This window comes from Methylobacterium sp. CM6257 (assembly GCF_054611515.1).
Window position 1 is genome coordinate 6,415,248 of sequence record NZ_CM137735.1, and the last position, 24,510, is coordinate 6,439,757.

Here is a 24,510-nt window from a genome sequence, read left to right on the forward strand (position 1 = left end):
CTCTTGTCTCATCGAACGCATGCGCATCCGGCATTGGCCACAGCAGGCCTCGGACGCGGAATGCAGAGGAGCGGGAACGGGAGGCGACGATGGAGCTCCACGAGATCCGCTACTTCTTGGCGATCAGCAAATTCGGAAACTTCACCAAGGCGGCAGAACACTGCAACGTGACACAGCCGGCTCTGACTCGGGCGATCCAGAAGCTGGAGGACGAACTCGGCGGCCTGCTGTTCTCGCGCGAGCGCAGCCACGTGCATCTGACGGACCTCGGTCGCCTGCTGGAGCCGGAATTCCGTCAGATGATCGAGCATCGCGAGCGAGCCAAGCGCGCCGCCTCGCGATTCCTGCGTCTGGAGGGGGCACAGCTCACCCTGGGGGTGATGTGCACCGTCGGCCCGCTGCGCTTCGTCGGCTTCCTGAACCACTTCCGGGTTACGCATCCGGGCATCGAACTGACCCTGATCGAGGGCGTGCCGGGGCGCCTGTCCGAGATGCTGCTGGCGGGCGAGCTCGACGTGGCCATCATGGCCCGGCCGGAGGGCTTTCCGGAGCCGTTGCGGGCCAGCCCCCTCTACGAAGAGCGCTTCATGGTCGCCTGCGGGCAGCTGCACGACTTCTCCTGCCTCAACGCGGTCCGCATGCGCGACATGGCCGGGCAGATCTACCTGCAGCGGATCAACTGCGAGTACCGCGACCATCTCGCCGACCTTCTGCGCGCGCAGGGCACCGAGATCCTGCGCTCGCATCGCAGCGAGCGCGAGGACTGGATCCAGAGCATGGTGGTCGCCGGGATGGGCGTGTGCTTCCTCCCCGAGTTTTCCGCCACTCTACCGGGCATCGCCCTGCTTCCGGTGCTGGATCCGGTCGTTGCGCGGCAGGTCTGCCTCGTCACGGTCGCGGGCCGGCGCTGGTCCTCGCCGCTCGCAGCGCTCGTGACAGCGCTCAATCAGTACGCATGGCCCCCGAGCCGCTTCGACCTCGGCGAGGACCGGCCAGCCGAGCTGCCGCTCCCCGCATGAGGCCGGCCGCTCGATAACCGCAAGGCATCGCCCCGAAACCCAAACGGCATTTCCGCTGCGGCGCCTGGCCTCCGATGATCGGAGCACGTCCCATCCAGGGCGACCCCAGACCATCAGGAGGGCAGCATGACTCCGATCTCGATGCCCCGCAGCGCCGACTGCCGTACGCTGTGCAAGGCACTAGCGGTGGCCGGCGCCGTCGCGCTCGGCGCTCACGCGGCCCAGGCGGGTTCCTGCCCGGGAGACAAGGTGGTGGCTGGCGGCAAAGGGCAGGCCGAGAGCACGTCGGGGGCGCGGGGCGTGACCGACACCGTGATCGCCTCGACGGAACTCGCGAAGGAGCCGGTTGGCATCGCCGATCGGCAGTTCCGGCTGCGCCGGCTTGTGATCGAGCCGGGCGGAATCGTGCCCTGGCACAGCCACGGCGACCGACCAGCCATCATCTACGTAGTCTCGGGAGAGGTGGTCGAATACGCGAGCACCTGCGCGGTGCCGATCACCCACAAAGCGGGCGAAGCGACCTCGGAGACTCACGCCACCGCGCATTGGTGGAAGAACACCGGCAGCACGCCCGCCATCGTGCTCTCGGCGGACCTCTTTCCCGTGAGGGGTGACCTTCACCGGATGTGAGCACGCGGCGACGAGGAGACGGCCATGCTGACGGGCGAGAGGGGAACCCGGGACACGGCGGAGCGCGCCTGACCAGCGAGGAGGATGCGATGCTCGACATGGTTCACGAGGAGCCGCAAGCCCCGCCCGCGGCACCCGAGCCGGAGTTGCTGGCCCACGCCCTGCGTCGGCGGCACGGTCAGGTCGTACTGGTGCTGCAGGGCGGCGGAGCGCTCGGCGCCTACCAGGTCGGGGTCTATCAGGCTCTGCATGAGGCCGGAATCGAGCCCGACTGGATCATCGGCACATCCATCGGCGCCATCAACGCCAGCCTGATCGCCGGCAACCCGGTAGAACGCCGTCTGAAGCGCCTGCACGCGTTCTGGAGCCGAGTCGAGCACAGCCCGGTGCATCAGGCGTTCGCGGCACTGCCGCTGCTCGGGCCCGCTGCCGCCACCTGGCTGACGCTCGTTCAGGGGATCGGGCCCTTCTTCGCCCCGAACCCGCTCGCCTTCGCGGGGCCGCACGTCCCGCTCGGTGCCGAGGGCGCGGCCTACTATTCGACGCACCCCCTCGAGGCGACACTGCGGGAACTCGTCGACCTGCCGACGCTGAACCGCGGCGATTGTCGCCTCACAGTCGGGGCGGCGAACGTGCGCAGCGGGCAGATGCGCTACTTCGACAGCCGCGACATGGAGCTCGATCTGCGCCACGTCATGGCCTCCGGAGCACTGCCGCCGGCTTTTCCTCCGGTGCGCATCGGAGATGACCTCTATTGGGACGGCGGCATCCTCTCGAACACGCCCGTCGAGGCGGTATTCGACGACGATCCGCGGCGCGACGGCATCGTCTTCGCGGTCCATATGTGGAACCCGTCCGGCCCCGAGCCCCGCACCCTCTGGGAGGTCGCCAACCGCCAGAAGGACCTCCAGTACGCAAGCCGCGCCCACAGCCACATCGCGCGCCAGAAGCAGATGCACCGGCTCCGGCACGTCATCGCGGAACTCGCCCGCCGCCTGCCCGGGGACATCGCGGCCGATCCCGAGGTCAAGGCACTCGCCGCTCATGGCTGTCTGACCCGCATGCACGTGGTCCGGCTCCTCGCGCCCCGCCTCGAAACGGAGGACCACCTGCGCGACATCGACTTCAGCCCGCACGGAATCCGAGCGCGCGCGGAGGCCGGCTACCGGCACACCCAACGCGTCCTCGCCGAGGCGCCCTGGACCCGAGAGGTCGATGCCCTCGAAGGCTTCGTGCTGCACGAGGCCGCGGCGGGTCACGCAGCCGTGACGCGGTGAGGCGCCGATGACGAGCCCGATCGGCCCCTCGCACGGCGAGGCACACCTCGCAGCCGCCATGGCCGCGGCCCAGGGCGGGGATGCTCGCGCCTACCGGATCCTGCTCTGCGACTGCGTGCCGGTGATCGCCGCGACGGCCCGGGCCCAAGGCGTCCCCGTGTCCGCGGTGGAGGATGTCGTGCAGGAGACGCTGCTCACGCTGCACCGGGCGCGCGCCACCTACGACCCGGCCCGTCCCTTCCTGCCCTTGCTGCGCGCCCTTGCTAAGCGGCGGAGCATCGATCATCTGCGCCGGTCCGCCCGCCGGGCACCGGAGGTGCAGGCGCCCACCGCTTTCGAGCGTGTCGCCGATCCCGCGCCGCTGCCCTGCGAACAGCTCGCCCAAGAAGATCGCCGGTCCTGTCTCGTTCGGGCGATCGAGGCGCTGCCGGCGGCGCAGAGACTGGCAGTCGAACAGCTCGTGGTCCGGGAGCGCTCCCTCGCCGAAGCTGCGGCCGGGACGGGCCGCAGCAAGGTCTCCCTGAAGGTGAACCTTCACCGCGCAATCGGAACCCTGCGGCGGCTCCTGTCCGGCTGCGAGGACGGGGAGGCGCTCGGGCCCTTCTCACGCGACGATGCTGCCGGCGGATCTCTCCTCCTTCGGCCGAAGGCCGCCGACCTTCGTCCCGGCGTGTCCCGGTCCTCCGCGCTGGCGCGCTCGGGCCGAGGGATCAGGGCGATCGCTCGAGGCGGGCCGGGGTCTCAGCTGGGAGAAGCTCACTGATGTTTGAGCGCGCTCGACGTCCCATGCACCGGAGAGGGCCTCGATCCCGGGACGGGCAGGGCGCTCGCCCCGCAGCCATTCGCCGGGGCACGCGCCCGTGACCTCCCGGCCGTCAGCCGCCCGATTGGACACGGGCAGGGTGCACCGGTCCCGGCTCGCTCGGATCTGGCACGGATATCTGCGTGTCCTGCGCATCCTCCTGGCCGGCTTGGTCACTGTCCTCCTCGTCGTCTTTGGTCTGTTCTTCGTGAACTACGTCGTCCTTTCGACGCCGAAGGCGACGGCCTACCGGAATCTCGACCCGACCGCTCCCGATTGCCGCGAGGGTCTCTCTCAAGGCTGGACCGTGCTGGCGCAGACCGGGCGATCGCGGCTGACCGCGATGGTGGCGGCCGATGACGGCGGCTGGCGCGATCCCAGCAACGACGAAGATGCGGCCGTCGCGGCGGATCCGCGTTGGAGCACCCGCTTTCGCTGCGCCCTGCAGCGCCACGTCGTCCCGGCCGAGCGGCCCGGGGCGAAGGCGATCGACTACACCCTGGGCTTCCTGGAGTTCCAGGAGGACGGCGAGCCCTACGCCCTCGTGTCCCGCAGCGGCGACAGCGAGGAGGACGACACGCGTGCCATGCTCAGCCGCGCCATGGAGAGCCAGAGGCGCGCGAATGGCGGACGCGTCGCCGGCTTCCAACCCGTGATCACCCAGCTCGACGCGCTCATGCGCCGTCTCTCGACCGGGTCGCATTACGTGATGGTCTTCGTGCATGGTTGGCGCCACGACGCCCGCATCGGCGACCCGAACGTCGCTGACCTCCGGCTCTACGCCGCGCACGCCGCCCGCTTCCTGCAGCAGCGCTGCCCGAGCGATCCGACGGCGTGCGAGACCAAGGTCACCGGCATCTATGTCGGCTGGCGCGGCGCGCGGGTGGATGAACGCGGCCTCAAGCAGCTCTTCGGCGAGACGCTCGGCGGCTTCTTTGGCGGCCTCTCGGCAGGGGCCACCCTGTTCGACCGCAAGCCGGTCAGCGAGGCGGTCGCGCCGGCGGCGATCTCCGCCCTGCGGTCCATCGAGTCGGTGCTCGCCGCCCCCCGCCCGGACGGCAGCGAGCGCAACAATCGCCTGATTGTCGCCGGTCACAGCCTGGGCGGCAACATGCTGGCGACCGGCCTCAAGGACGACGTGCTGAAGGCGGTGCAGCGGCACCGCTTCGGCGAGGTGCTGCCGCCGGTCCTTGGCAACCTCGTGGTGCTGATCAACCCAGCGTCCGAGGCGAGCAAGTGGACGGCGGTCCAGCGCGCCGTCTGGCAGCGCGTCGCGCTTCACCCGGACGAGCACACGCCAGCCGCCGCGATCGCCCGCGACACCGGCCTGTTCCCGCCCGAGCAGCGCCCCGTGATGATGTCCGTCACGGCCGCGCTCGCCTTCCCGGCCGGAGGATTGCGGCCGGGGGACTGCGCCTGGATCGGCCTAGACGTCGAGGATGGGTACGAGGCCGCGCGGCGGCGCATCCGCCAGCGGCTTGCGAGCACGGACACGATGTTCAACACCGGCGTCGACTACGACTGGGCGACACACGACCTGTTCCCGGCGTTCAAGCTTGATTTCCGCCCCGCTGCCGGGTTCCTCGACCGCCTCGCAGCCCGCTTCGAAGGTCGTCAGCCCCGCGGGATGACCTGCGCGCCGCCCAAGCCCCTCCGGTTCACTGACCGGCTCCTGACGCTGCCGCTGCGCGCCCTCGCGGTTCTCGCCGAGACCTTCCCGTTCCAAGTGAGCCTTCGAGAGGAGTCGCACACGATCGGCAACCTCGATCCGCCGCGGCCGGCAGCGGGCGTGCTCGCGGACGCGCAGCCTTCGGCCGCGCCCTTTGGCACCACACACGAACTGCTTGGGTTGCAGGAGCCAGGATTCGAGCGGCACCACCCCTACGCCACGCTCGCCGACGCGGCGATCGATTGCCCGCGTGCAGCAGGATGGCTGACGCGGGCGCGGACCCGCCGGCAGGATCGGCACGGGGCGTTCTGGGACAGCGAGGATCTCGGCCCGCCCGACGCGGCCGAGCGGGCTGCCGCACATCCGGCTGCGCGCTTCCTGCACGGCTTGCCCCTGACCGGCATCGCGCCGATCACGCTGGCCAACGATCCATTCTGGAACGTGCGGGCCTTCGACAACGCGCTGTCGCGGCACGACGGCTACCGCCTGTCCTCGTTCATCTGTGCGATGAGCCAGCTGGTCATGGACGACATCACGGAGTCCGCTCCGCGCATGACCGACACGATGGGCATTCCGGACCGGCAGGACTTCGACGCGAAGCCTTGATCCGCCGCCGACGAGTCTCGGCGGCCTTCCGGAGGGATCGGGGATGGCGGACCGCCTGATGCTCGAACGGCGGTAAGGGGGAATTCGGTCAGAGGCGCTTCGCGCCGCACACCCGCTCGACGGCATCACCGCTGTCCTCGGGCCGCGTGTTGAAGGCGATCGGAACCTTCGGTGCGGCCTCCCGGGCTGTGTTGATGAGGATCTCGAACACCGGCAGGTGACGCGGCCAGGAGCGCACACCGGCGCCAATCACGAGGCAGTCGTAGGAGCCGGAGGTGAGCATCTGCTTCAGGATCGGGCCGGCCTGATCGTCCGGCCGGATGAAGCATTGCTCGGCCGTCCAGCCGCGGCTGCGCATGTCCTCCAGGGCAACCTTGATCCCCTGGCGGATCTTCTCGGCGCTCAGCCCGGGCGGGAGAGCCGGGTCCGAGAAATCGACCACCTCCGGTTCATAGCCCACCATCAGAACGCGCATCGGACCCTCCGGCGTCGGGCACCGGACCAAGCCGGCTACCCCGCCAGCTAGCGGCCATAAGTGCGCCCGCAAGGCGCAACGCTGAGGCGTCGGGACGAGCTGTCCCACCATGGCGCGAGGTTCGGATTGCGGCGTGCCGGCACGCCTTCCGTGTTGCGCTCGTGTTCCGTGGAGCAGCCGCCAGCGCGTCGGCTCGGGTCGTAACCCATTGTAAAATAACGATCTGTGTTGTGACGCGTTGCGCGCTCGAAAGAGGCCATTGCGGCAACGAAAACCCGCCAAGCCATTGACCAAGCGGGCGAATTTCTGGCGACCCCGGTAGGGCTCGAACCTACGACCTGCCGCTTAGAAGGCGGCTGCTCTATCCAGCTGAGCTACGGAGTCAGGGTGCCAGGCGGCCCCAGAAGCCACGGGCTTGTCCGAGGGTCAAGCGCGCGGGCCAAACCGCTGCGCCCTATCCCGGATTCGCCGGCGGGGAGACAATCCCGCGCGGCCTCCGGCCGCGGGGGTTGCGAAGCGGAACGGATCCGGACAGGCCGGGTCGCGGTTCATGCCGGGGCGCCGCGCCCGTGTCTGGAGACCGAGGTTGCCACCGCCGAGTCCCACAGCATCGTCCTCCGAGCGGACCCGCCGCCGGTTCGCCGCGGGTCGGGGCAGCCTGAACCGGCCAGGCGCGGACCTGCGGCGCCTGCCGACCGGGCTCGATCTTCGGGGTGTGCGGCTCGTGGAGGGCGTGCGCGCCGCCTTCGCGTTCGGCGCCGTCATCCTGATCAACATCTGGCTGCAATGGCCGCCCCTGCTCACGATGGCGCTCGCCGCCAACCTGGCGTGCTTCTGCGACAATGGCGGGCCCATGCGGGCGCGCTTGCGCGTGCTCACAGCCTTCTCGCTGCTGGGCGGGCTGCTCTGGGCCGGGCTCGGCCTGATCCAATCTCTGGGGCTCCTCGTTGTCGTCCCGGTGGCCTGCGCACTGATCTTCGCCTGCTCCTACGCGCGCGTCTGGAGCGTGCAGGCGCAGTCGGCCGGGAACGTCCTCGTCGTGGTGCTGTGCATCGCCCTGGACCGGCCGCTCAGCCCGGAGCAGGCCGGGATCACCGTTCTGATGTTCGCCGCGGGCGGCCTCTGGGCCACGTTTCTGGCGCTGGTCATCTGGCGGCTACACCCCTACCGGCCGGCGCACCGGGCCGTGGCAGAGGTCTGGCACAACCTCGCGCGGCTCTGCGGCGACCTGGAGCGGCTCGTCGCCCTGCCGGAGCCCGACACGGCCGCCTTCGACGGCCACGCCCGGGGCCACCGGCGGGGCGTGCGGGCCAGCATCGAGACCGCGCGGACCATGATCCTCGACCTCGCCCGCTCCCGTGAGCGCGTCTCGGACCGCACCGCCCAGGCGCTGCTGCGCCTGGAGAGCGCCGAGCAGATTTTCTCCGCGCTGATCGCGATCGGCGAGCTGATCGACAGCCGGCCCGACGCGGACCGCCGGGCGCGCGCCAAGATCTTCCTGCGGCGTCTGCGCCCCCTCTTGGTGACCATCGCCCGGGCGATCCGCGACGATGTCAGCCTCGACCTCGCCCGCCTGGAGCACTCGATCGCCCGGGCGGCCGAGGGGCTCTCGGCGGATCCGACCCTGGCGCGCCTCGCCGACCGGATCGTTGGCCGCGTGCGGATCGGTGCCAAGCTCTCGACGCCGGAGGGCTACCGGCCCGGCGGCACGCTGACGGAGGGCGGCCGCCTCGACCGCTGGACGCGCTATGTCGGGCCGCTGCAGCAGAACTTCACCCTCGCCTCGCCGAATCTGCGCCACGCGCTGCGGGCGAGCGCGGTCGCGGCGCCGGCGCTCGCCGCCACCCTGACCTATGCGGGCGCCTTCACGCACTGGTTGGTGATGACCGTGGTGCTGACCATGCAGCCCTTCTACGCGGCGACATGGCAGCGGGCCCTGGAGCGGATCGGCGGCACGGTTCTGGGCGGCCTCGTCGGCGCGGTGCTCGCCTACTCGGCCACGACCCCGCTCGCGGAGGCCGGGCTGATCCTGGTGCTGAGCATCGTCGGCTTCGCGGCGCGCCAGATCTCCTACGGCTTCTTCGTCACCTGCCTGACGCCCCTCGTGGTGCTGCTGGTCGAGTTGCTGGAGCCCGGCCACAGCTCCTGGGAGATCGTCGCCATGCGGGCAGGCTTCACCGTGCTGGGCGGGCTGATCGCGGTGGCGAGTTGCCTGGTGCTCTGGCCGATCTGGGAGCCCGATCAGGTCCGCCAGGAATTGCGGCGGGCGCTCAAAGCCCATGCGGACTTCGCCGGTTCCGTGCTGCTCGCGCCCTCCGGGCCGGACCGGGAGGCCGCGATCCTGGCCAGCACCCGGGCGGCCGGCCTCGCTCTCAATGACCTGGAGGCAGCCCTGTCGCGAGCCCTGCAGCAGCCCCGGGCCGGCAGTCATCCGGAGGTGGAATCCGCCCTCGTAGCCGACGCGACCCTGCGCCGGATCAGCGCCCGGCTCACCGTGCTGCGGCACGCTCCCGAAGCCGCCGCCCCTGAGGCGGAGACCTGGCGGGCCTGGATCGCCGCCACCGTGGCGGCGCTGGGCGAGGATCGGCCGCTGCCGGAGCGGCCCGGACTGGACCGGGGACAGTCCCTCACCCGGCTCGTGAGTCAGGTCGATCTTCTGGTCGGAACCCTGCGTCCCGGGCAGATCCGCGCGGAGGCCGCAGGTGCGATGGCGGGGGGCCCGGACGGGCCGGACGGCGGGCCCGGCGCCGATCGCGGCGAGACGCGATCCGTCCGGATGTCCTGATCGGTCGATTTGCGAAACGGTCCGCGGTTCACCCGCGGGCCTGTCTCGGCGTGTCAGAACCGCGGCAGGGCGTTGGCCGGGCCTCCGGCATGCGGGCCGGAATAGCGGTAGGCGGGCGCCCGCTCGGCGCGGACGGTATCCTGCCGCAGGACGGTGCCGTTGCCGATCCAGCCCGAATAGGCCGAGGCCGGATAGGGCGAGTGCCGCGAATCCAGGCCCTGCGCGAGGGCCGGCGTGGCGACCGCGGCGACCAGAGCGGCGGCGGCGAGCATGCGAATGGTCATGATGATCTCCGAGTGTCTTCGTATGACTTCAGCGGGAAGCCATCCGGTCAGTCGTGTCGTGTGAGGAAGATCGTCGGTCCGGCGGTCTTGATCACTCGGGTTTTGCTTGGCCGAATGTGACCTCTCAACGGAGATACTCTACCTCGGGTTCGCGCGCCGCCGTGCGCTGGCGCACGGCCGGAACGCGGCCGGCCCCGAATGCCTCGGGCACCGGCCCGGAGAGGCCCGCAGCGGTACGAAGGCCCCGGGGATGCGTTGCGCGCGGAAGCGTGCCAGAGACCGCGCCGCACAGGATGCGGCCGGAGGAATGCACCATGACCAGGATTGCGCCGGGGGCTCTGCCAGGAACGCCGCCATGCGGCTGATCGTCGGCCTCGGAAACCCGGGCGCGCGCTACGCAGGCAACCGGCACAATATCGGCTTCCTGGCCGTCGATGAGATCGCCCGGCAGCACCGGGCGAGCCCGTTCCGCCACCGTTTCCAGGCCGAGGCCGCCGAGGTGGTGCTGGGACCTGAGCGGGCGATCCTCCTCAAGCCCGCGACCTTCATGAACGAGTCCGGCCGGGCGGTCGCGGAGGCGCAGCGCTTCTACAAGATCCCGCTCGGCGACGTGATCGTGCTCCACGACGAGCTCGACCTCGCTCCCGCCAAGCTCCGGGTGAAGGTCGGCGGCGGCAATGCCGGCCATAACGGCCTGCGCTCGATCACCGCGCAATGCGGCAACGGCTACCGCCGGGTCCGGCTCGGGATCGGCCATCCCGGCGACAAGGCACTGGTGCACTCTTATGTGCTCAACGATTTCGGCAAGGCCGAGCGGCCCTGGGTCGAGGATCTCTGCCGGGCAATCGCCGACCACGCCGCGCTTCTGGCCGCCGGCGAGGATGCGAGCTTCCAGAACAAGGTCCACCTCGCCATGGCCGGCCGCGGCTGGGACGACGTGAAGACGCTGGGCGCCAGAAATTGACACGCCCACACGGGGACGGGATATCGGGGCGGGCGAGAGGGTCCGATGAAGGCGGTGCGCGACACGCCCGGCTGTCGGCGGTTCGATTGCCTCCCGGTGGCTGCGACCCGGCTCGTCGGTGCCGCGCGTGCTCGACCGAGGACAGGGCGCGCGGCGCCGTGTTCGCGGGCCTGATTCTCATCAACCCTTTCCGCGCGTCGCCCGACGACGCGCTGCGACGGAACTGATCCATGGGCTTCAAATGCGGCATCGTCGGCCTGCCGAACGTCGGCAAGTCGACCCTCTTCAACGCGCTGACGCAGACGGCGGCCGCCCAGGCGGCGAACTACCCGTTCTGCACCATCGAGCCGAATGTCGGCGAGGTGGCGGTGCCGGATCCGCGGCTCCAAGACCTCGCCCGGATCGCGGCGTCGAAGGAGATCATCCCGACGCGGCTGACCTTCGTGGACATCGCCGGCCTCGTGCGCGGCGCCTCCAAGGGTGAGGGCCTGGGCAATCAGTTCCTGGCCAATATCCGCGAGGTCGACGCCATCGCCCACGTGGTCCGCTGCTTCACGGACGGCGACGTGACCCACGTGGAGGGTAAGGTCGATCCGGCCGCCGACATCGAGACCATCGAGACCGAGCTGATGCTCGCCGACCTCGACAGCCTGGAGCGCCGCGCCCAGTCGCTGGAGAAGAAGGCCAAGGGCGCCGACAAGGAGGCCAAGGAGACCCTCGACCTCGTCAACCGCGCCCTGCCGCTGCTGCGCGAGGGCAAGCCCGCCCGCCTCGTGGAGCGCAAGCCCGACGAGGAGAAGCTGTTCCAGTCGCTCGGCCTGATGACGGCCAAGCCCGTGCTCTACGTCTGCAACGTCGACGAGGGCGACGCCGACAAGGGCAACGCCTACTCGGACGCGGTCTTCGCCCGCGCCAAGGCGGAGGGCGCCGTGGCGGTGGTGGTCTCGGCCAAGATCGAGAGCGAGATCGCCGTGATGCCGGAGGCCGACCAGGCCGAGTTCCTGGAGGCGGTGGGCCTCGCCGAGCCGGGCCTGAACCGGGTGATCCGCGCCGGCTACGACCTGCTCGGCCTCGTCACCTACTTCACGGTCGGTCCCAAGGAGGCCCGCGCCTGGACGATCACCAAGGGCACCCGCGCCCCCGGGGCGGCCGGGGTGATCCACTCGGATTTCGAGAAGGGCTTCATCCGGGCCGAGACCATCGCGTTCAAGGACTACACGGCGCTCAACGGCGAGGCCGGGGCCCGGGACGCCGGCAAGCTCCGGCTGGAGGGCAAGGATTACGTGGTGCAGGACGGCGACGTGCTGCACTTCCGCTTCGCCAACTGAGGTCCGGTACCCGTCATCGCGCGTGCAGCGACGCGACCCAGGTCAGCGCGACATCGGTGAGCGCGCCGCCGCCTGGATTGCTTCGCTCCGCTCGCAAAGACGGCGACCCCGATCGCCCACCCCACCGATCAACGTGACGAGCCCGCCATGCCCGATCCCGCGCTCGAAGACTTCTCCGTCGGCGACGTGATCGTCGGGGAGCCGCTGACGGTGACCCGCGACGACATCGTGGGCTTCGCGAAGGATTTCGACTTCCAGCCCTTCCACCTCGACGAGGCGGCGGCGGAGACGACCTTCGCGGGCCGGCTGATCGGCTCGGGCTGGCACACGGCGGCCCTGGGCATGCGGCTGCTCCAGCAGGGGCCGTTCCGGGGCGGCTCGTCGCTGGGCGCGCCCGGCATCGACGAGCTGCGGTGGCTCGCGCCGGTCCTGCCGGGGGACGCGCTGACGCTGACCTTCCGGGTCGCGGGCCTGCGCGACTCGGCCTCGAAGCCGGGCCTCGGCTTCCTGACCGCCGAGGTCGCCCTCGCCAACCAGCGGGCCGAGACCGTGCTGACCCAGCGCTTCACCTTCATGCTGGCCCGCCGCGGCACCGATCCCCTGCCCCCGCGGCCCGTGGAGATCGGCGCGCCGGGGCCGGTCACCGAGCCGGAGGATGCCGAGATCCTGCCGTTCCTGCGGGACGCCGAGATCGGCGCCGTGCGCGACTTGGGCGCCTACCCGTTCAGCGCCGAGGCGATCGTGGCCTTCGCGCGGGCCTACGACCCGCAGGCCTTCCACCTCGACCACGACGCGGCCAAGCGCAGCCATTTCGGCGGCCTCTGCGCCTCCGGCTGGCACACGACCGCCGCCTACATGAACCGGATGCTCACCACCCGTGCCCGCGACGCCGCCTACACGGCCGCCCGCGGGCCGATTCCCGAGGCGGGCCCCTCCCCCGGGTTCAAGAACCTGCGCTGGCTGAAGCCCGTCTATGCGGGGGACACGGTCCGGTTCAGCACGAAGCTCACCGACAAGCGTGCCTCCGCGTCCAGACCCGGCTGGGGGCTGGCCTTCGCCCACAACACCGGAGTGAACCAGCGCGGGGAGCCGGTCTTCGCCTTCGACAGCGCCGTCTTCCATCGCTGGGCGCCCTGAGCGCACCGGGTCCGGTCCCGCGCGTTGTCGCCTGGGAAATGGGACGGGATCGGGCCGCATGTACCAGAAGAAGCTCGGCAACACGGGGCTGTTCGTCTCGGAACTCTGCCTCGGCACCATGACCTTCGGTGGCGGCGCCGGGATGTGGCGCCAGATCGGCGCCCTCGACCAGGCCGAGGCCGGGCGCCTCGTCGGCCGGGCGCTCGAGGCCGGGATCAACGTCATCGACACGGCCGACGTCTACGCGGAGGGCCTCTCCGAGACGATCACCGGCCAGGCCCTGCGCGATCTCAAGGTCCCGCGCGACAGCGTCGTTGTCGCCACCAAGGGTTACGGGCCGACGGGGCCGGGCGTGAACGCGAAGGGCGCCTCGCGCCGGCACCTGATCGATGCCTGCAAGGCGAGCCTCAAGCGGCTCCAGCTCGATCATATCGACCTCTACCAGATCCACGGCTTCGACCCGGCGACGCCCATTGAGGAGCAGGTGCGGGCCCTCGACATCCTCGTGCAGCACGGCCACGTCCGCTACGTCGGCGTCTCGAACTGGGCGGCGTGGCAGATCGTCAAGGCGCTGGGGATCAGCGAGCGGGCCGGGCTCGCGCGCTTCGAGACCCTGCAGGCCTACTATTCCATCGCGGGCCGCGACTTGGAGCGGGAGATCGTCCCGATGCTGCGCTCGGAAGGGCTCGGCCTTCTGGTCTGGAGTCCGCTGGCCGGCGGTCTGCTCAGCGGCAAGTATTCCGGCGGCGCGGGCGAGGGCCGGCGCGCGAGCTTCGATTTCCCGCCGGTCGATCGCCCCCGGGCCGAAGCCTGCATCGACGCCATGCGGAGAGTCGCGGAGGCGCGCGGCGTCTCGGTGGCCCAGGTGGCCCTCGCCTGGCTCCTGCACCGCAAGGCGGTGACCAGCGTCATCGTCGGCGCCAAGCGCCTCGATCAGCTCGAGGACAACATCGCGGCGACCGAGCTCAACCTCACCGACACGGAACTCGACGCCCTCGACGCGGTGAGCGCGCTGCCGGCCGAGTATCCGGGCTGGATGTTCGAGCGCCAGGGCGTCCGGGCGCAGCAGCTCGCGGAATCGGGCCGGCCCGGGGTGCGGTGAGGCAGCTCACGCCGCGTTCCGGCGCTCCGGATAGAGCCCGTACAAGCCCTCGGCACTCGCCGCGCAGACGCCGCGCTCGGTGATGATCCCGGTCACCAGCCGGGCCGGCGTCACGTCGAAGGCGGGATTCGCCACGGGGCTGCCGGGGGAGACCACCTCGATCGTGGCAAAGCCGCCATCGGCGAGCCGCCCGGTCATGTGGGTGACCTCGCGCCCGTCGCGCTCCTCGATCGGGATCTCCTTCACCCCGTCGTCGAGCGTCCAGTCGATCGTCGAGAACGGCAGCGCGGCGTAGAACGGCACGCCGTTGTCGTGAGCCGCCAGCGCCTTCAGGTAGGTGCCGATCTTGTTGCACACGTCTCCGCTCGCCGTGGTCCGGTCCGAGCCGACGATGCACAGGTCGACTCCGCCATGCTGCATCAGGTGGCCGCCGGCATTGTCGGCGATCACCGTGTGCGGCACGCCGTGGCCCTTGAGCTCGAAGGCGGTCAGCGCCGCGCCCTGGCTGCGTGGCCGGGTCTCGTCGACCAGCACGTGCACCGGCACGCCCCGCTCGTGAGCGGCGTAGATCGGCGCCAGGGCTGTGCCCCAGTCCACCGTGGCGAGCCAGCCGGCATTGCAGTGGGTCAGGACCGTGACCGGCCCGTTCCCTTTGGCCTTGTGCAGGTCGGCGATGATCTGGCCACCATGGGCGCCGATGGCGCGGCAGCTCGCCACGTCCTCCTCGGCGATGCGGCCGGCTTCCGCGAAGGCGCGGGTGAACCGCTCGCCCGGCTGGGCCTGCCGCAGGTTGGCGGAAACGCGGTCGAGCGCCCAGCGCAGGTTGATCGCGGTCGGGCGCGTGGCGGCGAGCGTCGCCACCGCCCGGTCGATCCCGTCGCGCGACGCATCCTCCCGCATGGCGAGCGCCAGACCGTAGGCCGCCGTGACGCCGATCAGCGGCGCGCCGCGCACGATCATGGTGCGGATCGCCACCGCGGCGTCCTCCAGCGTGGCGAGGCGCTTCAGCTCGAAGGCGAAGGGCAGGCGGGTCTGGTCGATCACCTGGACGCTGACTCCGTCCGGGTCGGGGAAGATCGTGCGGTAGGGCTGGCCGTCGATATTCATGGCCGATCCTGTGCCACAGCGGGGCGGCTTTTGCACCACCCGCGACGAGGCGGATCCGGCCTGGGGACGCGCGGCCGGGGGCCGGTCAGCCTTCCTCAACCTTAGCGGGTCGTTAAGGCGGTCGTGCCTAGCCTCGGGGGTAAGTCCCCGTTTTGCGTCCGGTCCCGCATGCGCTCGCTTCGCCGTCCCGCATCGCCCTACGACACTTTCGTCGACAGCGTTCGCCCGTTCCTGGGCAAGCGCCTGACGGAACTCGGCGGGTTCGTGCTGTTCACCGGCGCGGTTGCGCTGACCGTGGCGCTGGCCACGTGGTCGATCGACGACCCGAGCCTCAACCACGCCACCGACCATCCCGCCCACAACGTGCTCGGCCAGCCGGGCGCCGTGGTCGCGGACCTCGCCATGCAGATCCTGGGCCTGGGCGCTCTCGCCTTCGTGCTGCCGCCGGCCCTCTGGGGCGTGCGGCTGATGCGGGAGCGCAACCTGCCCGAGGGGGGCCTGCGCATCGCGCTCTGGATCATCGGCTTCTGTGCGGCGAGCGCGGTGGCGAGCGCGCTGCCGCCCACCGCCCGCTGGCCACTTCCGACCGGGCTGGGAGGCGTGGCCGGCGACGGTCTGCTGTCGATGGCGCGGGTGATGGTCGGGGCGGTCTCGTCGGCGGCGTCGCACCTCGTCGGCTTCGGTTACGCCGCCGTGGCGATCCTCAGCCTGACCGGGGCCTGCCGCTTCGGCGCCGTGGAGGAGGAGTCCCTCCACGATGAGCCCTATCCGGTGCGGCGTCCGCCCGTGCGGGGTCGTGAAACCGGCCGCGACGAGCGCGAGGACGCCGACGAGCCGAGCCTCGGCCTCGTCGGCGTCGGCGCGCTGGCACAGGGGCTGATGGGGCTCCGCGGCGCCCTGTCGAGCCGGATCACGGCGTGGCGGTCGGGCCGGGCCGAGCCCCTCGACGGCGCCTCGCCGGCCCTGGCGGCCCGGCGCGCCTTCACGGATGCGGACCTGCCCTGGGCCGAGCATCTGCCCGAGGGTGTCCGGCCGGGCCCTGCCCGGCGCGAGCCCGTCTTCGACACGGCCGACGAGCCCCCCGTTCAGGCCGCGCCGGCCCGCCGGGCCGTGCCGCTGCACGACGACGACGAGGCGGAGGTGCCCGAGGCCATCCAGCGCCCCGCGCCGCCCCGGCCGGAAGCGACGGCGTCCCGCGTCGCGGCTCCGGCCGCCGCGCCCGTTCCGGCCCGGCGGGCGCCCGCGCCCCCGCTCCATCCCGAGGATTACGCCCTGCCGGCCCTCGACCTGCTGGCCGCGCCGCGCGGCCCCTCGCAGGCGAGCCTGATCTCGGCCGACGCCCTGGAGCAGAACGCGACCCTGCTCGAGGCGACGCTCGGCGATTTCGGCGTGCGCGGCGACATCCTGGCGGTACGGCCGGGCCCGGTGGTGACCCTCTACGAGCTCGAGCCCGCGCCCGGCACCAAGTCCAGCCGCGTGATCGCGCTGGCCGACGACATCGCCCGGTCGATGTCGGCGGTCTCGGCCCGCGTCGCGGTCGTACCCGGACGGAATGCCATCGGCATCGAGCTGCCGAACGCCAAGCGCGAGACGGTCTACCTGCGCGAGCTCCTGGCCTCGACGGATTTCGCCGAGAGCAAGCACAAGCTGGCCCTGTGCCTGGGCAAGAACATCGGCGGCGAGCCGATCATCGCCGACCTCGCGCGCATGCCGCACCTGCTCGTGGCCGGCACCACCGGCTCGGGCAAGTCGGTGGCGATCAACACCATGATCCTGTCGCTGCTCTACCGGCTCAAGCCCGAGGAGTGCCGCCTGATCATGGTCGACCCGAAGATGCTGGAGCTGTCGGTCTATGACGGCATCCCGCACCTGCTCTCCCCCGTGGTCACCGACCCGAAGAAGGCGGTGATCGCCCTCAAATGGGCCGTGCGCGAGATGGAGGAGCGCTACAAGAAGATGGCCAAGATCGCGGTGCGCAACATCGACGGATACAACGCCCGGGTCGCCGAGGCGGCTGCCCGCGGCGAGGTGCTGACCCGGACCGTCCAGACCGGCTTCGACCGTCAGACGGGCGAGGCGATCTACGAGGACGAGGCGATGGACCTGGCGCCGTTGCCGTACATCGTGATCGTGGTGGACGAGATGGCCGACCTGATGATGGTGGCCGGCAAGGACATCGAGGGCGCGATCCAGCGGCTGGCGCAGATGGCGCGGGCGGCGGGCATCCACCTGATCATGGCGACCCAGCGGCCGTCGGTGGACGTGATCACCGGCACGATCAAGGCCAACTTCCCGACCCGGATCTCCTTCCAGGTGACCAGCAAGATCGACTCGCGCACCATTCTCGGCGAGATGGGCGCCGAGCAGCTTCTGGGTCAGGGCGACATGCTGTTCATGGCCGGCGGCGGGCGCACCACGCGCGTGCACGGGCCGTTCTGCTCGGACAGCGAGGTCGAGAGCGTGGTCGCCCACCTCAAGCGCCAGGGCCGGCCCAGCTACCTCGACGCCGTCACGGCGGACGACGAGGAGGGTGCGCCCGAGAAGGGCGGGAAGGGCAAGGCCGGCGCGGCGGAGCTCGAACTCGACGGTGCCGTGTTCGACCAGGGCTCGTTCGGCGAGGCCGGCGGCGACCTCTACGAGCAGGCCGTGCAGGTGGTCCTGCGCGACCAGAAGGCCTCGACGAGCTACATCCAGCGCCGCCTGCAGATCGGCTACAACCGCGCCGCCTCGCTCATGGAGCGGATGGAGATCGAGGGCATCGTCGGCCCGGCCAACCACGCTGGCAAGCGCGAGATCCTGGTGGAGGACGCGGTCAGCTGAACCGCCGGGACGTTGAACCCACCAGATCCTGTCCGCCGCCTTTCCCGTTCTCGACCCCATCCTGGGGTGCGGCCGCGGAGCGGGCGCCTCGGGATGAGGGGAGGAGTCGGAGCGCCCGGTCGGATCCGTCTCGGCGTGCCCGCCAAAAATATCCGTCCGGCATGGAACTAGGCTCCAGCACCGACGTTACGCGCGTGCGAGGCTCCTAGCGGGCTCGCAGTGAGGGCGCCGGCCACGGTGTCCGGCGTCGCTTGTAGTCACGTTGCTCGTTGGAGGATGTGGTTATGAGGACTTACGACGTTTCGCCCCTGTTCCGGTCGTCCATCGGGTTCGACCGCCTGTTCGAGCTGCTCAACCAGGCCGACCGCGTCGAGGCATCGGCCGCCTGGCCACCCTACAACATCGAGAAGGTCGGCGAGGACCAGTACCGCATCACCATGGCGGTCGCGGGCTTCACGCCCGAGGAGATCGAGCTCACGCAGCAGGACACCACGCTCTTGGTCTCGGGCCAGAAGGCCGTGCAGGAGGGCGAGCGGCACTATCTCCACCGCGGCATCGCGGCGCGCACCTTCCGGCAGACATTCAATCTGGCCGAGCACGTGAAGGTGGTCGACGCGTCCATGGAAAACGGCCTGCTCACCGTCGAGCTGAAGCGCGAGGTGCCGGAGGCCCTGAAGCCCCGCCGGATCGCCATCGGCGGCACGACGGCCGTGTCCGGCCAGGACAACGCGCCGGCGCAGATCGCCCGCGACGCCAAGGCCGCCTGAACTCCGTCCGCTCCCCGAGGGCGGATAGCCCGGGCCGGAGCGCCCGGGCCCCTCCGCGCGGAACGCGCGACATCCGGGTCCGCGGACCCGCGGGCCCGTTTCCACGACTGCACCGCATGCGATGGAGATTGGACCATGAGCGTGAGAGACCTGATCCCCTGGACGCGCAGCACCGGCACCCCGTCGCCCACTGCCCTGTCGGGCGAGCCGGTCAGCCCGTTCCTGACGCTGCACCGTGAGATGAACCGCCTCTTCGACGACGTGTTCAGCGGGTTCGGCGGCATGCCGAGCCCGGCGGGCCGGACCTTCGGCTGGCCGAATGTCGAGGTGGTTGAGGCGGACGGCGCGCTGCGGGTCTCCGCCGAGCTTCCCGGTCTCGACGAGAAGGACGTGGAGCTTCTCATCGAGGACGGCGTCCTGACCCTGAAGGGCGAGAAGCGCGCGGAGACCACCGACAAGGCCCGCGGCTACTCGGAGCGCAGCTACGGCCGCTTCGAACGGTCGATCGCCCTGCCGATCCCGGTGGAGGAGGACAAGGCCGAGGCGACGTTCCGCAACGGCGTGCTCACCGTGACGCTGCCGCGTGCGGCCGAGGCGCCGGACCGCCGACGCCGCATCGCGATCAACACCGGCGCCGCGGCGGCGGCCAAGCACTGATCGCCGCCAGCCAGACAGGACTGAACGGAACGCATGACGTGGCGGCCGGCCTGGACCGGTAGGTCGTGCCGGCCGCCCCAGCCTTTGCTCACGAGGAGGAGGGTCGCATGCAGCAGATCGAGACCACCCCAATCGAGTCCCCCGTCGAGCGTCTTGGCCCGGTGGCGGCGGCTACTCTGAGGGCGCCGGCGGTTGACCCATTCGAGGCCTTCGTGGCGCCGGGAGACGTGTTCCGGCATCCGCGCGAGGTGCTGGCCTATCCGGGCCTGTCGCGGGCCGAGAAGCGGGCGATCCTGGCATCCTGGGCCTCCGACGCGCGCGCTGTGGAGTCCTGCCCGACGCTGCGCTGCCTGCCCGGCTGCCGGGCCGAGCCCGTGCCGCTCGACGCGATCCTGGCCGCCCTGCACGCTCTCGACGGGGCCGCGGAACCGCCCCCGCCGCGCGCGTCGCGTATCCCCGCGACCGTCACCCGGCGCTGGCAGGGCGGTACCGTCGGGCGGGAGCGCATCCTGAACTGAGATCAGGGGGTGCTCGATGGCAACGTTCGATCTGAAGGGCAGGGGGCGGCTCCTGTCCCGGCTGCGCCGCGTCCGGACCGGAGGGCCGGTACAGGGGACCGACAAGGCGGTGCTGGTCGCCTGGACGCTGTCGGCGGTGCTGTGCGTCGCCCTGGCCGCGCCCTGCCCGGCGCCGGCCCTGCCCTGGGTGATGGCCGGCCTGCTGAGCCTGTTGGGCTTCGCCTGGCTCGGCGTGGCGATCACGCAGGCCGGGCCGCCGGCCGATGCCCCGCACCTGACCGCCTGGGACGCCGCGCTGTTCTCCTTCGCGGCGAGCTTCGGTGTGCAATCGGCGGCGCGCCTCGGGCTGTTCGGGTCCTGAACGCGCCGTCTTCGGGAGGCAACCATGCAGGATCGTGCGATCGGGATCGGACACAACAACCCGCCCGCCGGAGCGGCCGCTCCGTGGCTCGCCGACCGCCGGGCGGTAATCCGTCGCCTTGGGCGCTCGGTCGAGAGCGCGGGCCGCGCTCGGGCCGGGACCTGGGTTCTCACCTTCGAGCGGGAGACGCCGCCGGAGATCGAGCCCCTGATGGGCTGGACGGCGGACGACGATCCGCTCGCCACGGAGGTGAGGCTCACCTTCCCGACGCGGGCCCAGGCCATCGCCTATGCCGAGCGCCAGGGGCTCGCCTATTCTGCGGAGCCGGAGCCCCCGGTCGAGATCCGGCCCGCCACCCTGCGGATCCGGCGGGCGAACCCGCTCCCGCCGCCAGGCGCGAAGCCGCCCCGCCCGGAGGCCCCTGCCCCGTCCCGCATCCGGGACGCGGAGCAGCGGGCTGCGCCGGGCCTGCCGGATCTGGAGCGGGCGCTGATCAACCCGGCGGCGGTGTTCGCCGCGCCGGCCGCCGTGCTCGACCATCCGCGCCTGCTCGGCCCCTGCAAGCGGGAGATCCTCCGGCGCTGGGCCTGGGACGAGTACCTGAAGGAGGTAGCCGCCGCCGAGGGCATGGCCGAAGGGGAGCCGTCGCAGCTCGAGGCCGTCAAGACCGCGCTCCTCGCCCTCGGCGAGCGGTGGCGCCCGCATCCCGCCGCGCCGGCCGCCGCGGTTCCCGTGCCGTGGGCGTGGGACGAGCGGGTGGTGATGGCGGCCGCCTGAGCGGCCCGCGCCCCTCATGCCACCGAGAAGCGCAACGTCGTGGTCGCCGTGAACCGCTCGCCCGGCCGCAGCACCGCGGAGGGGAAGGCCGGTTGGTTCGGGGCGTCGGGAAACCCTTGCGTCTCGAAGCAGACGCCGTCGCCCGAGCGGTAGATCCGGCCGGACGGTCCGATCAGCGTGCCGTTGAGGGTGTTGCCGGTGTAGAGCTGCAGGGCCGGCTGCGTGGTCCAGACGTCGAGCCGGCGCCCGCTCCCCGGATCGAGGCAGGTGGCGGCCGGGCGCAGCGTCCCGGCATCACCGCGCAGCACGAAGGTGTGGTCGTAGCCCTTCGCGATGGCGAGCTGCGGGTCGCCGACCCGGATGCGCGCCTCCAGCGGGTGCGGCGTGCGGAAATCGAAGGGGGTGCCGGCCACCGACCGGATCTCGCCGGTGGGGATCTGGGTCGCGTCCGTCGGGGTGAACGCGTCGGCTTCGAGCTGCACCGTGTGGCCGAGGACGCTGCCCGAGCCCTCCCCGGCGAGATTGAAGTAGCTGTGATTGGTGAGGTTCAGGACCGTCGGACGGTCCGTGACGGCCGCGTAGTCGATGCGCAGTACGCCGTCCTCGGGCAGGCTGTAGAGGACGTGCACGTCGAGAGTGCCCGGAAACCCTTCCTCCCCGTCCGGGGAGCAGCGGGTCAGGGCGAGACTTGCCGCGTCGGAGCCCTCGACCCGCCACAGGCGCCGGCCGAAGTTTTTCGGGCCGCCATGCAGGGTGTTGGGTCCCTCGTTGACCGGCAGGTGATGGGTGTGCCCGTCGAGGGTGAAGCGCCCGCCCGCGATGCGGTTGGCGTAGCGCCCGATCACCGCGCCGAAGCTCGGGCTCACGGTCTCGTAGCCCTCCAGGGTGTCGAGGCCGAGGACCACGTTGGCGATGCGCCCGGCGCGGTCGGGGACCTCGATCGCCGTGACGACCGCGCCGAAATCGATGATGCCGACGCGCAGGCTCCCCCGGCTCAGGATGTGGCGGGTGACCGGTCGTCCATCCGCCGTATGCCCGAAGACCTCACCCGGCATGCCGCCCTCCGCCCCGCCGGGGACACGCCCTAGCGCTTCCAGACGCCGAGCCGCTCGCTCCGGGCGTGGTCCTCGGCCGCGACCAGCTCAGGGCTCGCCTCCGGCGAGGCCCGACCACCGCCATTGAACAGCACCACCTCGGAAAGGTCGCGCCCGTCCACCAGGCAGTTCATGTTCTCGCTGCCCGGTGCCGGCTGGCAGGTCACCGGCCGACCGCCGATGTAGCGGGCCAGCTCATCCGCCTGCCCGCCCCGGACCCACTCGACGCCGAACAGGTGCACCACCTTGCCGCCGACCTTGAGGGTCGCGGTGTCGATCACCTGGACCGGTCCCCGCACGGCATTCGGCGGGGGCGGGAGCGTGTCAGCCTCGGGATCGCCTCCGGTCTCAGGAGGCGGCGTCACCGTGTCGGGGGCCGCCGGCGACGCGGCTTGGGGAGCCGCTTGGGAGGTGGCACCCGGCGCAGGCGTGCGGGAGGGGGCCGGCTCGGCGGTCGTGGCGCGCGGGGGGCCGGGCTGACGCCCTTCCAGAACCAGCCCCGCGGCGACCACCGCCACCAGGGCTGCCGCGCTCGCGCCGGCCATCCACCGCCGCTGCCGCCGGGCCCCATCGTCCAGGATCGCGCCGCCGAAACCGAGCCGTTCGCGTACCCGCTCCAGCCCGTCGCGCACGGCCTCGCCGAAGCGTCCGGGTCCCGTGTTCCAGGCGGCGGCCGGGTCGGTACCCTGTGCCGAAGCCTCGGCGGCTTCGGGTGGGGCGAAGCGGCCGCGCAGGTTCGTGCGCAGGGTCGCGAAGCGGCCGGCTGCATTCTGCGCCAGCGCCCGGCCCTGAACGGACGAGCGCTCGGCGAGGGACCGGGCGCGCTCGGACTGAGTCTCGACGAAACGCGCCGTGGCGGCCCGCATCTCGTAGGCGCCGCTCAGCAGCGACGAGTCCCGGCCCTCCTCGGCCTGCGGCGCGGGCTCCGGCTCCAGCTCGGCCGGCAGGAACAGGGCTGGGTGCCGCTCCCGGAGTTCCGCGACGAGATCGGCGAGCGTCATCGGCTCGGACGTGTCGGCCCGCAGGCGAGGGAGACCGTGCCGGTCGAGCACACGGAAGCCGGTCCCGGCCTCGTCGGGCATGACGGCCGCCTCGGCGAGGAGCTCCAGGGTCCGCACCGCCACCGGACGCGGGCGAGCGCGGGCGATCTCGGCCCGGATCGCCTCGCGGAGGGCAGCGCGCCCCGGATCCTCGAGCACCGGACGCGCCGGTCCCGACTCCTGTTCCGCCACCACCGTTGAAGACGTCATACGTCCGATCCCGGCCTCACAGCACGCCGCACGGAGCCCCCTTCAGAGCACCTCGTCGAACCCCCGACCACCGGGCGTTCCCTCCCCGCGCGCGACCGCGCAACGGGCGTGTCGCAGGCTCTTACGCCTTGCCGGGCGAAGGGGCCAGGGTGCCGGCCTGGATGCTCCGGCGCAGGACCCGCCCGGTCTCGCCGAGAATGTATGGGCGCGCGCCCGAGAATCCCACCTCCAGGATCAGCTCGGCCTCCCCGCTGGAGACGGCGCCCCGGTCCGGATTCGCCGTGCGGAAGTCGACGACTGTGCGAACCGTGCAGGTCTCGGCGTCGCAGGCGGTGCGGATCGTCCGCGGCTCGTAGCGGCGCTCGGGCCAGCGCTGGACGAAGCTGCGCTTCTCGGCGACGAGGCCGGCCGTCGTGACCGGGCGGCCGTAGAAGCGGACCCGCGTGGCGTAGAAGGAGGTCGCCGTCCCGACCATCGTGTCGCCGGATCCCGAGACGGTGGCAAAATAGCGCGCCGCGAGGTCCCGCGCCGCCGTGGCGCGCTCGGCCGAGCCGGTCGCCGCCGGGACCGGGTTGGCGGCCGGCGTGTTGGCGAGCCGATGCGGATGATGGGCGCGCCGCCGCAGGGCCTCGTGACCGGACGGCCGCTCCAGGGCTGCGGCCCGCTTGGGGGCCGGGGTCCGCGTCGCGGCGGCTTTCGGCAGGGTGTCCTCCCCGGATTCCGGCCGGGATGCCTGACGGGTCGCCTCCCTGTTCCGGCCCTTGCCAGATCGGTCCGCGGCCGTCGCCCGTGCGGCGGCCGTGCCCTGCTCCCGAGGCTGGTCCCTGCGCGCCGGGTCCTTGGAGGCCGTCATGGGCTCCTTCGCGGCGCCCGGGCTCTGGACGGGCGCGCTGGTGCGGGGCGGCGGATCGACCCAGGCCGTCTGGGGCGTTGCGGCCTGCGGCTGAGCCGAGGCGGCACCGGCGAGCGCCAGCGGCAGGATCAGGCCGAGCACGACGGCCTGGGGTCGAGTGGGCATGGTGGCGGGCATCGGTGCCTTCCTGGCGGCCAGGCGTTATCTGGAGAACGCGCCCGCCAGCCC

The 24,510-nt window shown here is 71.7% G+C and carries 22 protein-coding genes and 1 tRNA gene; 16 read left to right on the top strand and 7 right to left on the bottom strand.

What is annotated here, in order from left to right:
• The first annotated feature begins 89 nt into the window (after positions 1-89).
• The 5 genes from ACYCO6_RS31380 to ACYCO6_RS31400 all read left to right on the top strand — a co-directional run bounded on the left by ACYCO6_RS31380 (position 90) and on the right by ACYCO6_RS31400 (position 6,003).
• Complete coding sequence (locus ACYCO6_RS31380; protein ID WP_459766703.1) at positions 90-1,019, top strand: LysR family transcriptional regulator; 930 nt, start codon at positions 90-92, stop codon at positions 1,017-1,019.
• Positions 1,020-1,145: 126 nt separating this feature from the next.
• On the top strand, positions 1,146-1,649 hold the full coding sequence (locus ACYCO6_RS31385) for a cupin domain-containing protein (RefSeq protein ID WP_459766705.1): 504 nt from the start codon (positions 1,146-1,148) through the stop codon (positions 1,647-1,649).
• A 98-nt stretch (positions 1,650-1,747) separates the two neighbouring features.
• Complete coding sequence (locus ACYCO6_RS31390; RefSeq protein WP_459773803.1) at positions 1,748-2,926, top strand: patatin-like phospholipase family protein; 1,179 nt, start codon at positions 1,748-1,750, stop codon at positions 2,924-2,926.
• Between the two features lie 7 nt (positions 2,927-2,933).
• Positions 2,934-3,689, top strand: coding sequence for an RNA polymerase sigma factor (locus ACYCO6_RS31395; RefSeq protein ID WP_459766707.1), 756 nt, complete (start codon positions 2,934-2,936; stop codon positions 3,687-3,689).
• A gap of 139 nt (positions 3,690-3,828) precedes the next feature.
• Complete coding sequence (locus ACYCO6_RS31400) at positions 3,829-6,003, top strand: hypothetical protein (protein WP_459766709.1); 2,175 nt, start codon at positions 3,829-3,831, stop codon at positions 6,001-6,003.
• Between the two features lie 88 nt (positions 6,004-6,091).
• Here ACYCO6_RS31400 and ACYCO6_RS31405 read toward each other — a convergent pair whose 3' ends face one another.
• Both ACYCO6_RS31405 and ACYCO6_RS31410 read right to left on the bottom strand, forming a co-directional pair.
• Positions 6,092-6,478, bottom strand: coding sequence for a hypothetical protein (locus ACYCO6_RS31405; RefSeq protein WP_459766711.1), 387 nt, complete (start codon positions 6,476-6,478; stop codon positions 6,092-6,094).
• Between the two features lie 307 nt (positions 6,479-6,785).
• Positions 6,786-6,862 (bottom strand) — tRNA-Arg (locus ACYCO6_RS31410).
• Positions 6,863-7,028: 166 nt separating this feature from the next.
• On the opposite strand from ACYCO6_RS31410, the gene ACYCO6_RS31415 reads away from it, so the two are divergent.
• Positions 7,029-9,263 (top strand): FUSC family protein, encoded by a 2,235-nt coding sequence (locus ACYCO6_RS31415; protein WP_459766713.1) that lies wholly within the window; start codon positions 7,029-7,031, stop codon positions 9,261-9,263.
• Positions 9,264-9,316: 53 nt separating this feature from the next.
• Here ACYCO6_RS31415 and ACYCO6_RS31420 read toward each other — a convergent pair whose 3' ends face one another.
• Entirely contained in the window at positions 9,317-9,547 is a 231-nt protein-coding gene (locus ACYCO6_RS31420; protein WP_459766715.1) for a hypothetical protein, read from the bottom strand.
• A gap of 355 nt (positions 9,548-9,902) precedes the next feature.
• Between ACYCO6_RS31420 and pth the strand changes: the two genes are divergently transcribed.
• From pth to ACYCO6_RS31440, 4 genes are all read left to right on the top strand, one after another.
• Positions 9,903-10,511: an aminoacyl-tRNA hydrolase gene (gene pth / locus ACYCO6_RS31425; protein WP_459766717.1), complete on the top strand. Its 609-nt coding sequence runs from the start codon at positions 9,903-9,905 to the stop codon at positions 10,509-10,511.
• Positions 10,512-10,741: 230 nt separating this feature from the next.
• On the top strand, positions 10,742-11,839 hold the full coding sequence (ychF, locus tag ACYCO6_RS31430) for a redox-regulated ATPase YchF (RefSeq protein WP_459766719.1): 1,098 nt from the start codon (positions 10,742-10,744) through the stop codon (positions 11,837-11,839).
• A gap of 147 nt (positions 11,840-11,986) precedes the next feature.
• Entirely contained in the window at positions 11,987-12,976 is a 990-nt protein-coding gene (locus ACYCO6_RS31435) for a MaoC/PaaZ C-terminal domain-containing protein (protein WP_459766721.1), read from the top strand.
• Positions 12,977-13,034: 58 nt separating this feature from the next.
• Positions 13,035-14,078, top strand: a complete 1,044-nt coding sequence (locus tag ACYCO6_RS31440; protein ID WP_459766723.1) for an aldo/keto reductase — start codon at positions 13,035-13,037, stop codon at positions 14,076-14,078.
• Positions 14,079-14,084: 6 nt separating this feature from the next.
• Here ACYCO6_RS31440 and mtnA read toward each other — a convergent pair whose 3' ends face one another.
• Positions 14,085-15,185 carry an S-methyl-5-thioribose-1-phosphate isomerase gene (gene mtnA / locus ACYCO6_RS31445; RefSeq protein ID WP_459766725.1) on the bottom strand — a complete coding sequence of 367 codons (1,101 nt, stop codon included), beginning with the start codon at positions 15,183-15,185 and terminating at the stop codon, positions 14,085-14,087.
• Positions 15,186-15,353: 168 nt separating this feature from the next.
• Here mtnA and ACYCO6_RS31450 point away from each other — a divergent pair, with 168 nt between their 5' ends.
• The 6 genes from ACYCO6_RS31450 to ACYCO6_RS31475 all read left to right on the top strand — a co-directional run bounded on the left by ACYCO6_RS31450 (position 15,354) and on the right by ACYCO6_RS31475 (position 21,085).
• Entirely contained in the window at positions 15,354-18,005 is a 2,652-nt protein-coding gene (locus ACYCO6_RS31450) for a DNA translocase FtsK (protein WP_459766727.1), read from the top strand.
• A 284-nt stretch (positions 18,006-18,289) separates the two neighbouring features.
• Positions 18,290-18,772, top strand: coding sequence for an Hsp20 family protein (locus ACYCO6_RS31455; protein WP_459766729.1), 483 nt, complete (start codon positions 18,290-18,292; stop codon positions 18,770-18,772).
• 135 nt (positions 18,773-18,907) lie between these two features.
• A complete protein-coding gene (locus tag ACYCO6_RS31460; RefSeq protein ID WP_459766731.1) occupies positions 18,908-19,429 on the top strand; it encodes an Hsp20/alpha crystallin family protein in 522 nt (173 codons plus the stop codon).
• Between the two features lie 107 nt (positions 19,430-19,536).
• The gene (locus ACYCO6_RS31465) at positions 19,537-19,947 is read left to right on the top strand and encodes a hypothetical protein (RefSeq protein ID WP_459766733.1); all 411 of its coding nucleotides are present in this window, start codon (positions 19,537-19,539) and stop codon (positions 19,945-19,947) included.
• A gap of 16 nt (positions 19,948-19,963) precedes the next feature.
• A complete protein-coding gene (locus tag ACYCO6_RS31470; RefSeq protein ID WP_459766735.1) occupies positions 19,964-20,308 on the top strand; it encodes a hypothetical protein in 345 nt (114 codons plus the stop codon).
• 24 nt (positions 20,309-20,332) lie between these two features.
• Positions 20,333-21,085 carry an NADH dehydrogenase ubiquinone Fe-S protein 4 gene (locus ACYCO6_RS31475; protein ID WP_459766737.1) on the top strand — a complete coding sequence of 251 codons (753 nt, stop codon included), beginning with the start codon at positions 20,333-20,335 and terminating at the stop codon, positions 21,083-21,085.
• A gap of 14 nt (positions 21,086-21,099) precedes the next feature.
• Here ACYCO6_RS31475 and ACYCO6_RS31480 read toward each other — a convergent pair whose 3' ends face one another.
• From ACYCO6_RS31480 to ACYCO6_RS31490, 3 genes are all read right to left on the bottom strand, one after another.
• The gene (locus ACYCO6_RS31480) at positions 21,100-22,140 is read right to left on the bottom strand and encodes an aldose epimerase family protein (RefSeq protein ID WP_459766739.1); all 1,041 of its coding nucleotides are present in this window, start codon (positions 22,138-22,140) and stop codon (positions 21,100-21,102) included.
• A gap of 29 nt (positions 22,141-22,169) precedes the next feature.
• On the bottom strand, positions 22,170-23,429 hold the full coding sequence (locus tag ACYCO6_RS31485) for a thermonuclease family protein (protein WP_459766741.1): 1,260 nt from the start codon (positions 23,427-23,429) through the stop codon (positions 22,170-22,172).
• Between the two features lie 121 nt (positions 23,430-23,550).
• Entirely contained in the window at positions 23,551-24,447 is an 897-nt protein-coding gene (locus ACYCO6_RS31490) for a hypothetical protein (RefSeq protein WP_459766743.1), read from the bottom strand.
• Between the last annotated feature and the right edge of the window lie 63 nt (positions 24,448-24,510).

Bases quoted from the DNA above. Each gene is read 5' to 3' on its own strand.
- ACYCO6_RS31380 (WP_459766703.1), top strand. From the start codon at position 90: ATGGAGCTCCACGAGATCCGCTACTTCTTGGCGATCAGCAAATTCGGA.
- ACYCO6_RS31385 (WP_459766705.1), top strand. From the start codon at position 1,146: ATGACTCCGATCTCGATGCCCCGCAGCGCCGACTGCCGTACGCTGTGC.
- ACYCO6_RS31390 (WP_459773803.1), top strand. From the start codon at position 1,748: ATGGTTCACGAGGAGCCGCAAGCCCCGCCCGCGGCACCCGAGCCGGAG.
- ACYCO6_RS31395 (WP_459766707.1), top strand. From the start codon at position 2,934: ATGACGAGCCCGATCGGCCCCTCGCACGGCGAGGCACACCTCGCAGCC.
- ACYCO6_RS31405 (WP_459766711.1), bottom strand. From the start codon at position 6,478: ATGCGCGTTCTGATGGTGGGCTATGAACCGGAGGTGGTCGATTTCTCG.
- ACYCO6_RS31415 (WP_459766713.1), top strand. From the start codon at position 7,029: ATGCCGGGGCGCCGCGCCCGTGTCTGGAGACCGAGGTTGCCACCGCCG.
- ACYCO6_RS31420 (WP_459766715.1), bottom strand. From the start codon at position 9,547: ATGACCATTCGCATGCTCGCCGCCGCCGCTCTGGTCGCCGCGGTCGCC.
- pth (WP_459766717.1), top strand. From the start codon at position 9,903: ATGCGGCTGATCGTCGGCCTCGGAAACCCGGGCGCGCGCTACGCAGGC.
- ychF (WP_459766719.1), top strand. From the start codon at position 10,742: ATGGGCTTCAAATGCGGCATCGTCGGCCTGCCGAACGTCGGCAAGTCG.
- ACYCO6_RS31435 (WP_459766721.1), top strand. From the start codon at position 11,987: ATGCCCGATCCCGCGCTCGAAGACTTCTCCGTCGGCGACGTGATCGTC.
- ACYCO6_RS31440 (WP_459766723.1), top strand. From the start codon at position 13,035: ATGTACCAGAAGAAGCTCGGCAACACGGGGCTGTTCGTCTCGGAACTC.
- mtnA (WP_459766725.1), bottom strand. From the start codon at position 15,185: ATGAATATCGACGGCCAGCCCTACCGCACGATCTTCCCCGACCCGGAC.
- ACYCO6_RS31450 (WP_459766727.1), top strand. From the start codon at position 15,354: ATGCGCTCGCTTCGCCGTCCCGCATCGCCCTACGACACTTTCGTCGAC.
- ACYCO6_RS31455 (WP_459766729.1), top strand. From the start codon at position 18,290: ATGAGGACTTACGACGTTTCGCCCCTGTTCCGGTCGTCCATCGGGTTC.
- ACYCO6_RS31460 (WP_459766731.1), top strand. From the start codon at position 18,908: ATGAGCGTGAGAGACCTGATCCCCTGGACGCGCAGCACCGGCACCCCG.
- ACYCO6_RS31465 (WP_459766733.1), top strand. From the start codon at position 19,537: ATGCAGCAGATCGAGACCACCCCAATCGAGTCCCCCGTCGAGCGTCTT.
- ACYCO6_RS31470 (WP_459766735.1), top strand. From the start codon at position 19,964: ATGGCAACGTTCGATCTGAAGGGCAGGGGGCGGCTCCTGTCCCGGCTG.
- ACYCO6_RS31475 (WP_459766737.1), top strand. From the start codon at position 20,333: ATGCAGGATCGTGCGATCGGGATCGGACACAACAACCCGCCCGCCGGA.
- ACYCO6_RS31480 (WP_459766739.1), bottom strand. From the start codon at position 22,140: ATGCCGGGTGAGGTCTTCGGGCATACGGCGGATGGACGACCGGTCACC.
- ACYCO6_RS31485 (WP_459766741.1), bottom strand. From the start codon at position 23,429: ATGACGTCTTCAACGGTGGTGGCGGAACAGGAGTCGGGACCGGCGCGT.
- ACYCO6_RS31490 (WP_459766743.1), bottom strand. From the start codon at position 24,447: ATGCCCACTCGACCCCAGGCCGTCGTGCTCGGCCTGATCCTGCCGCTG.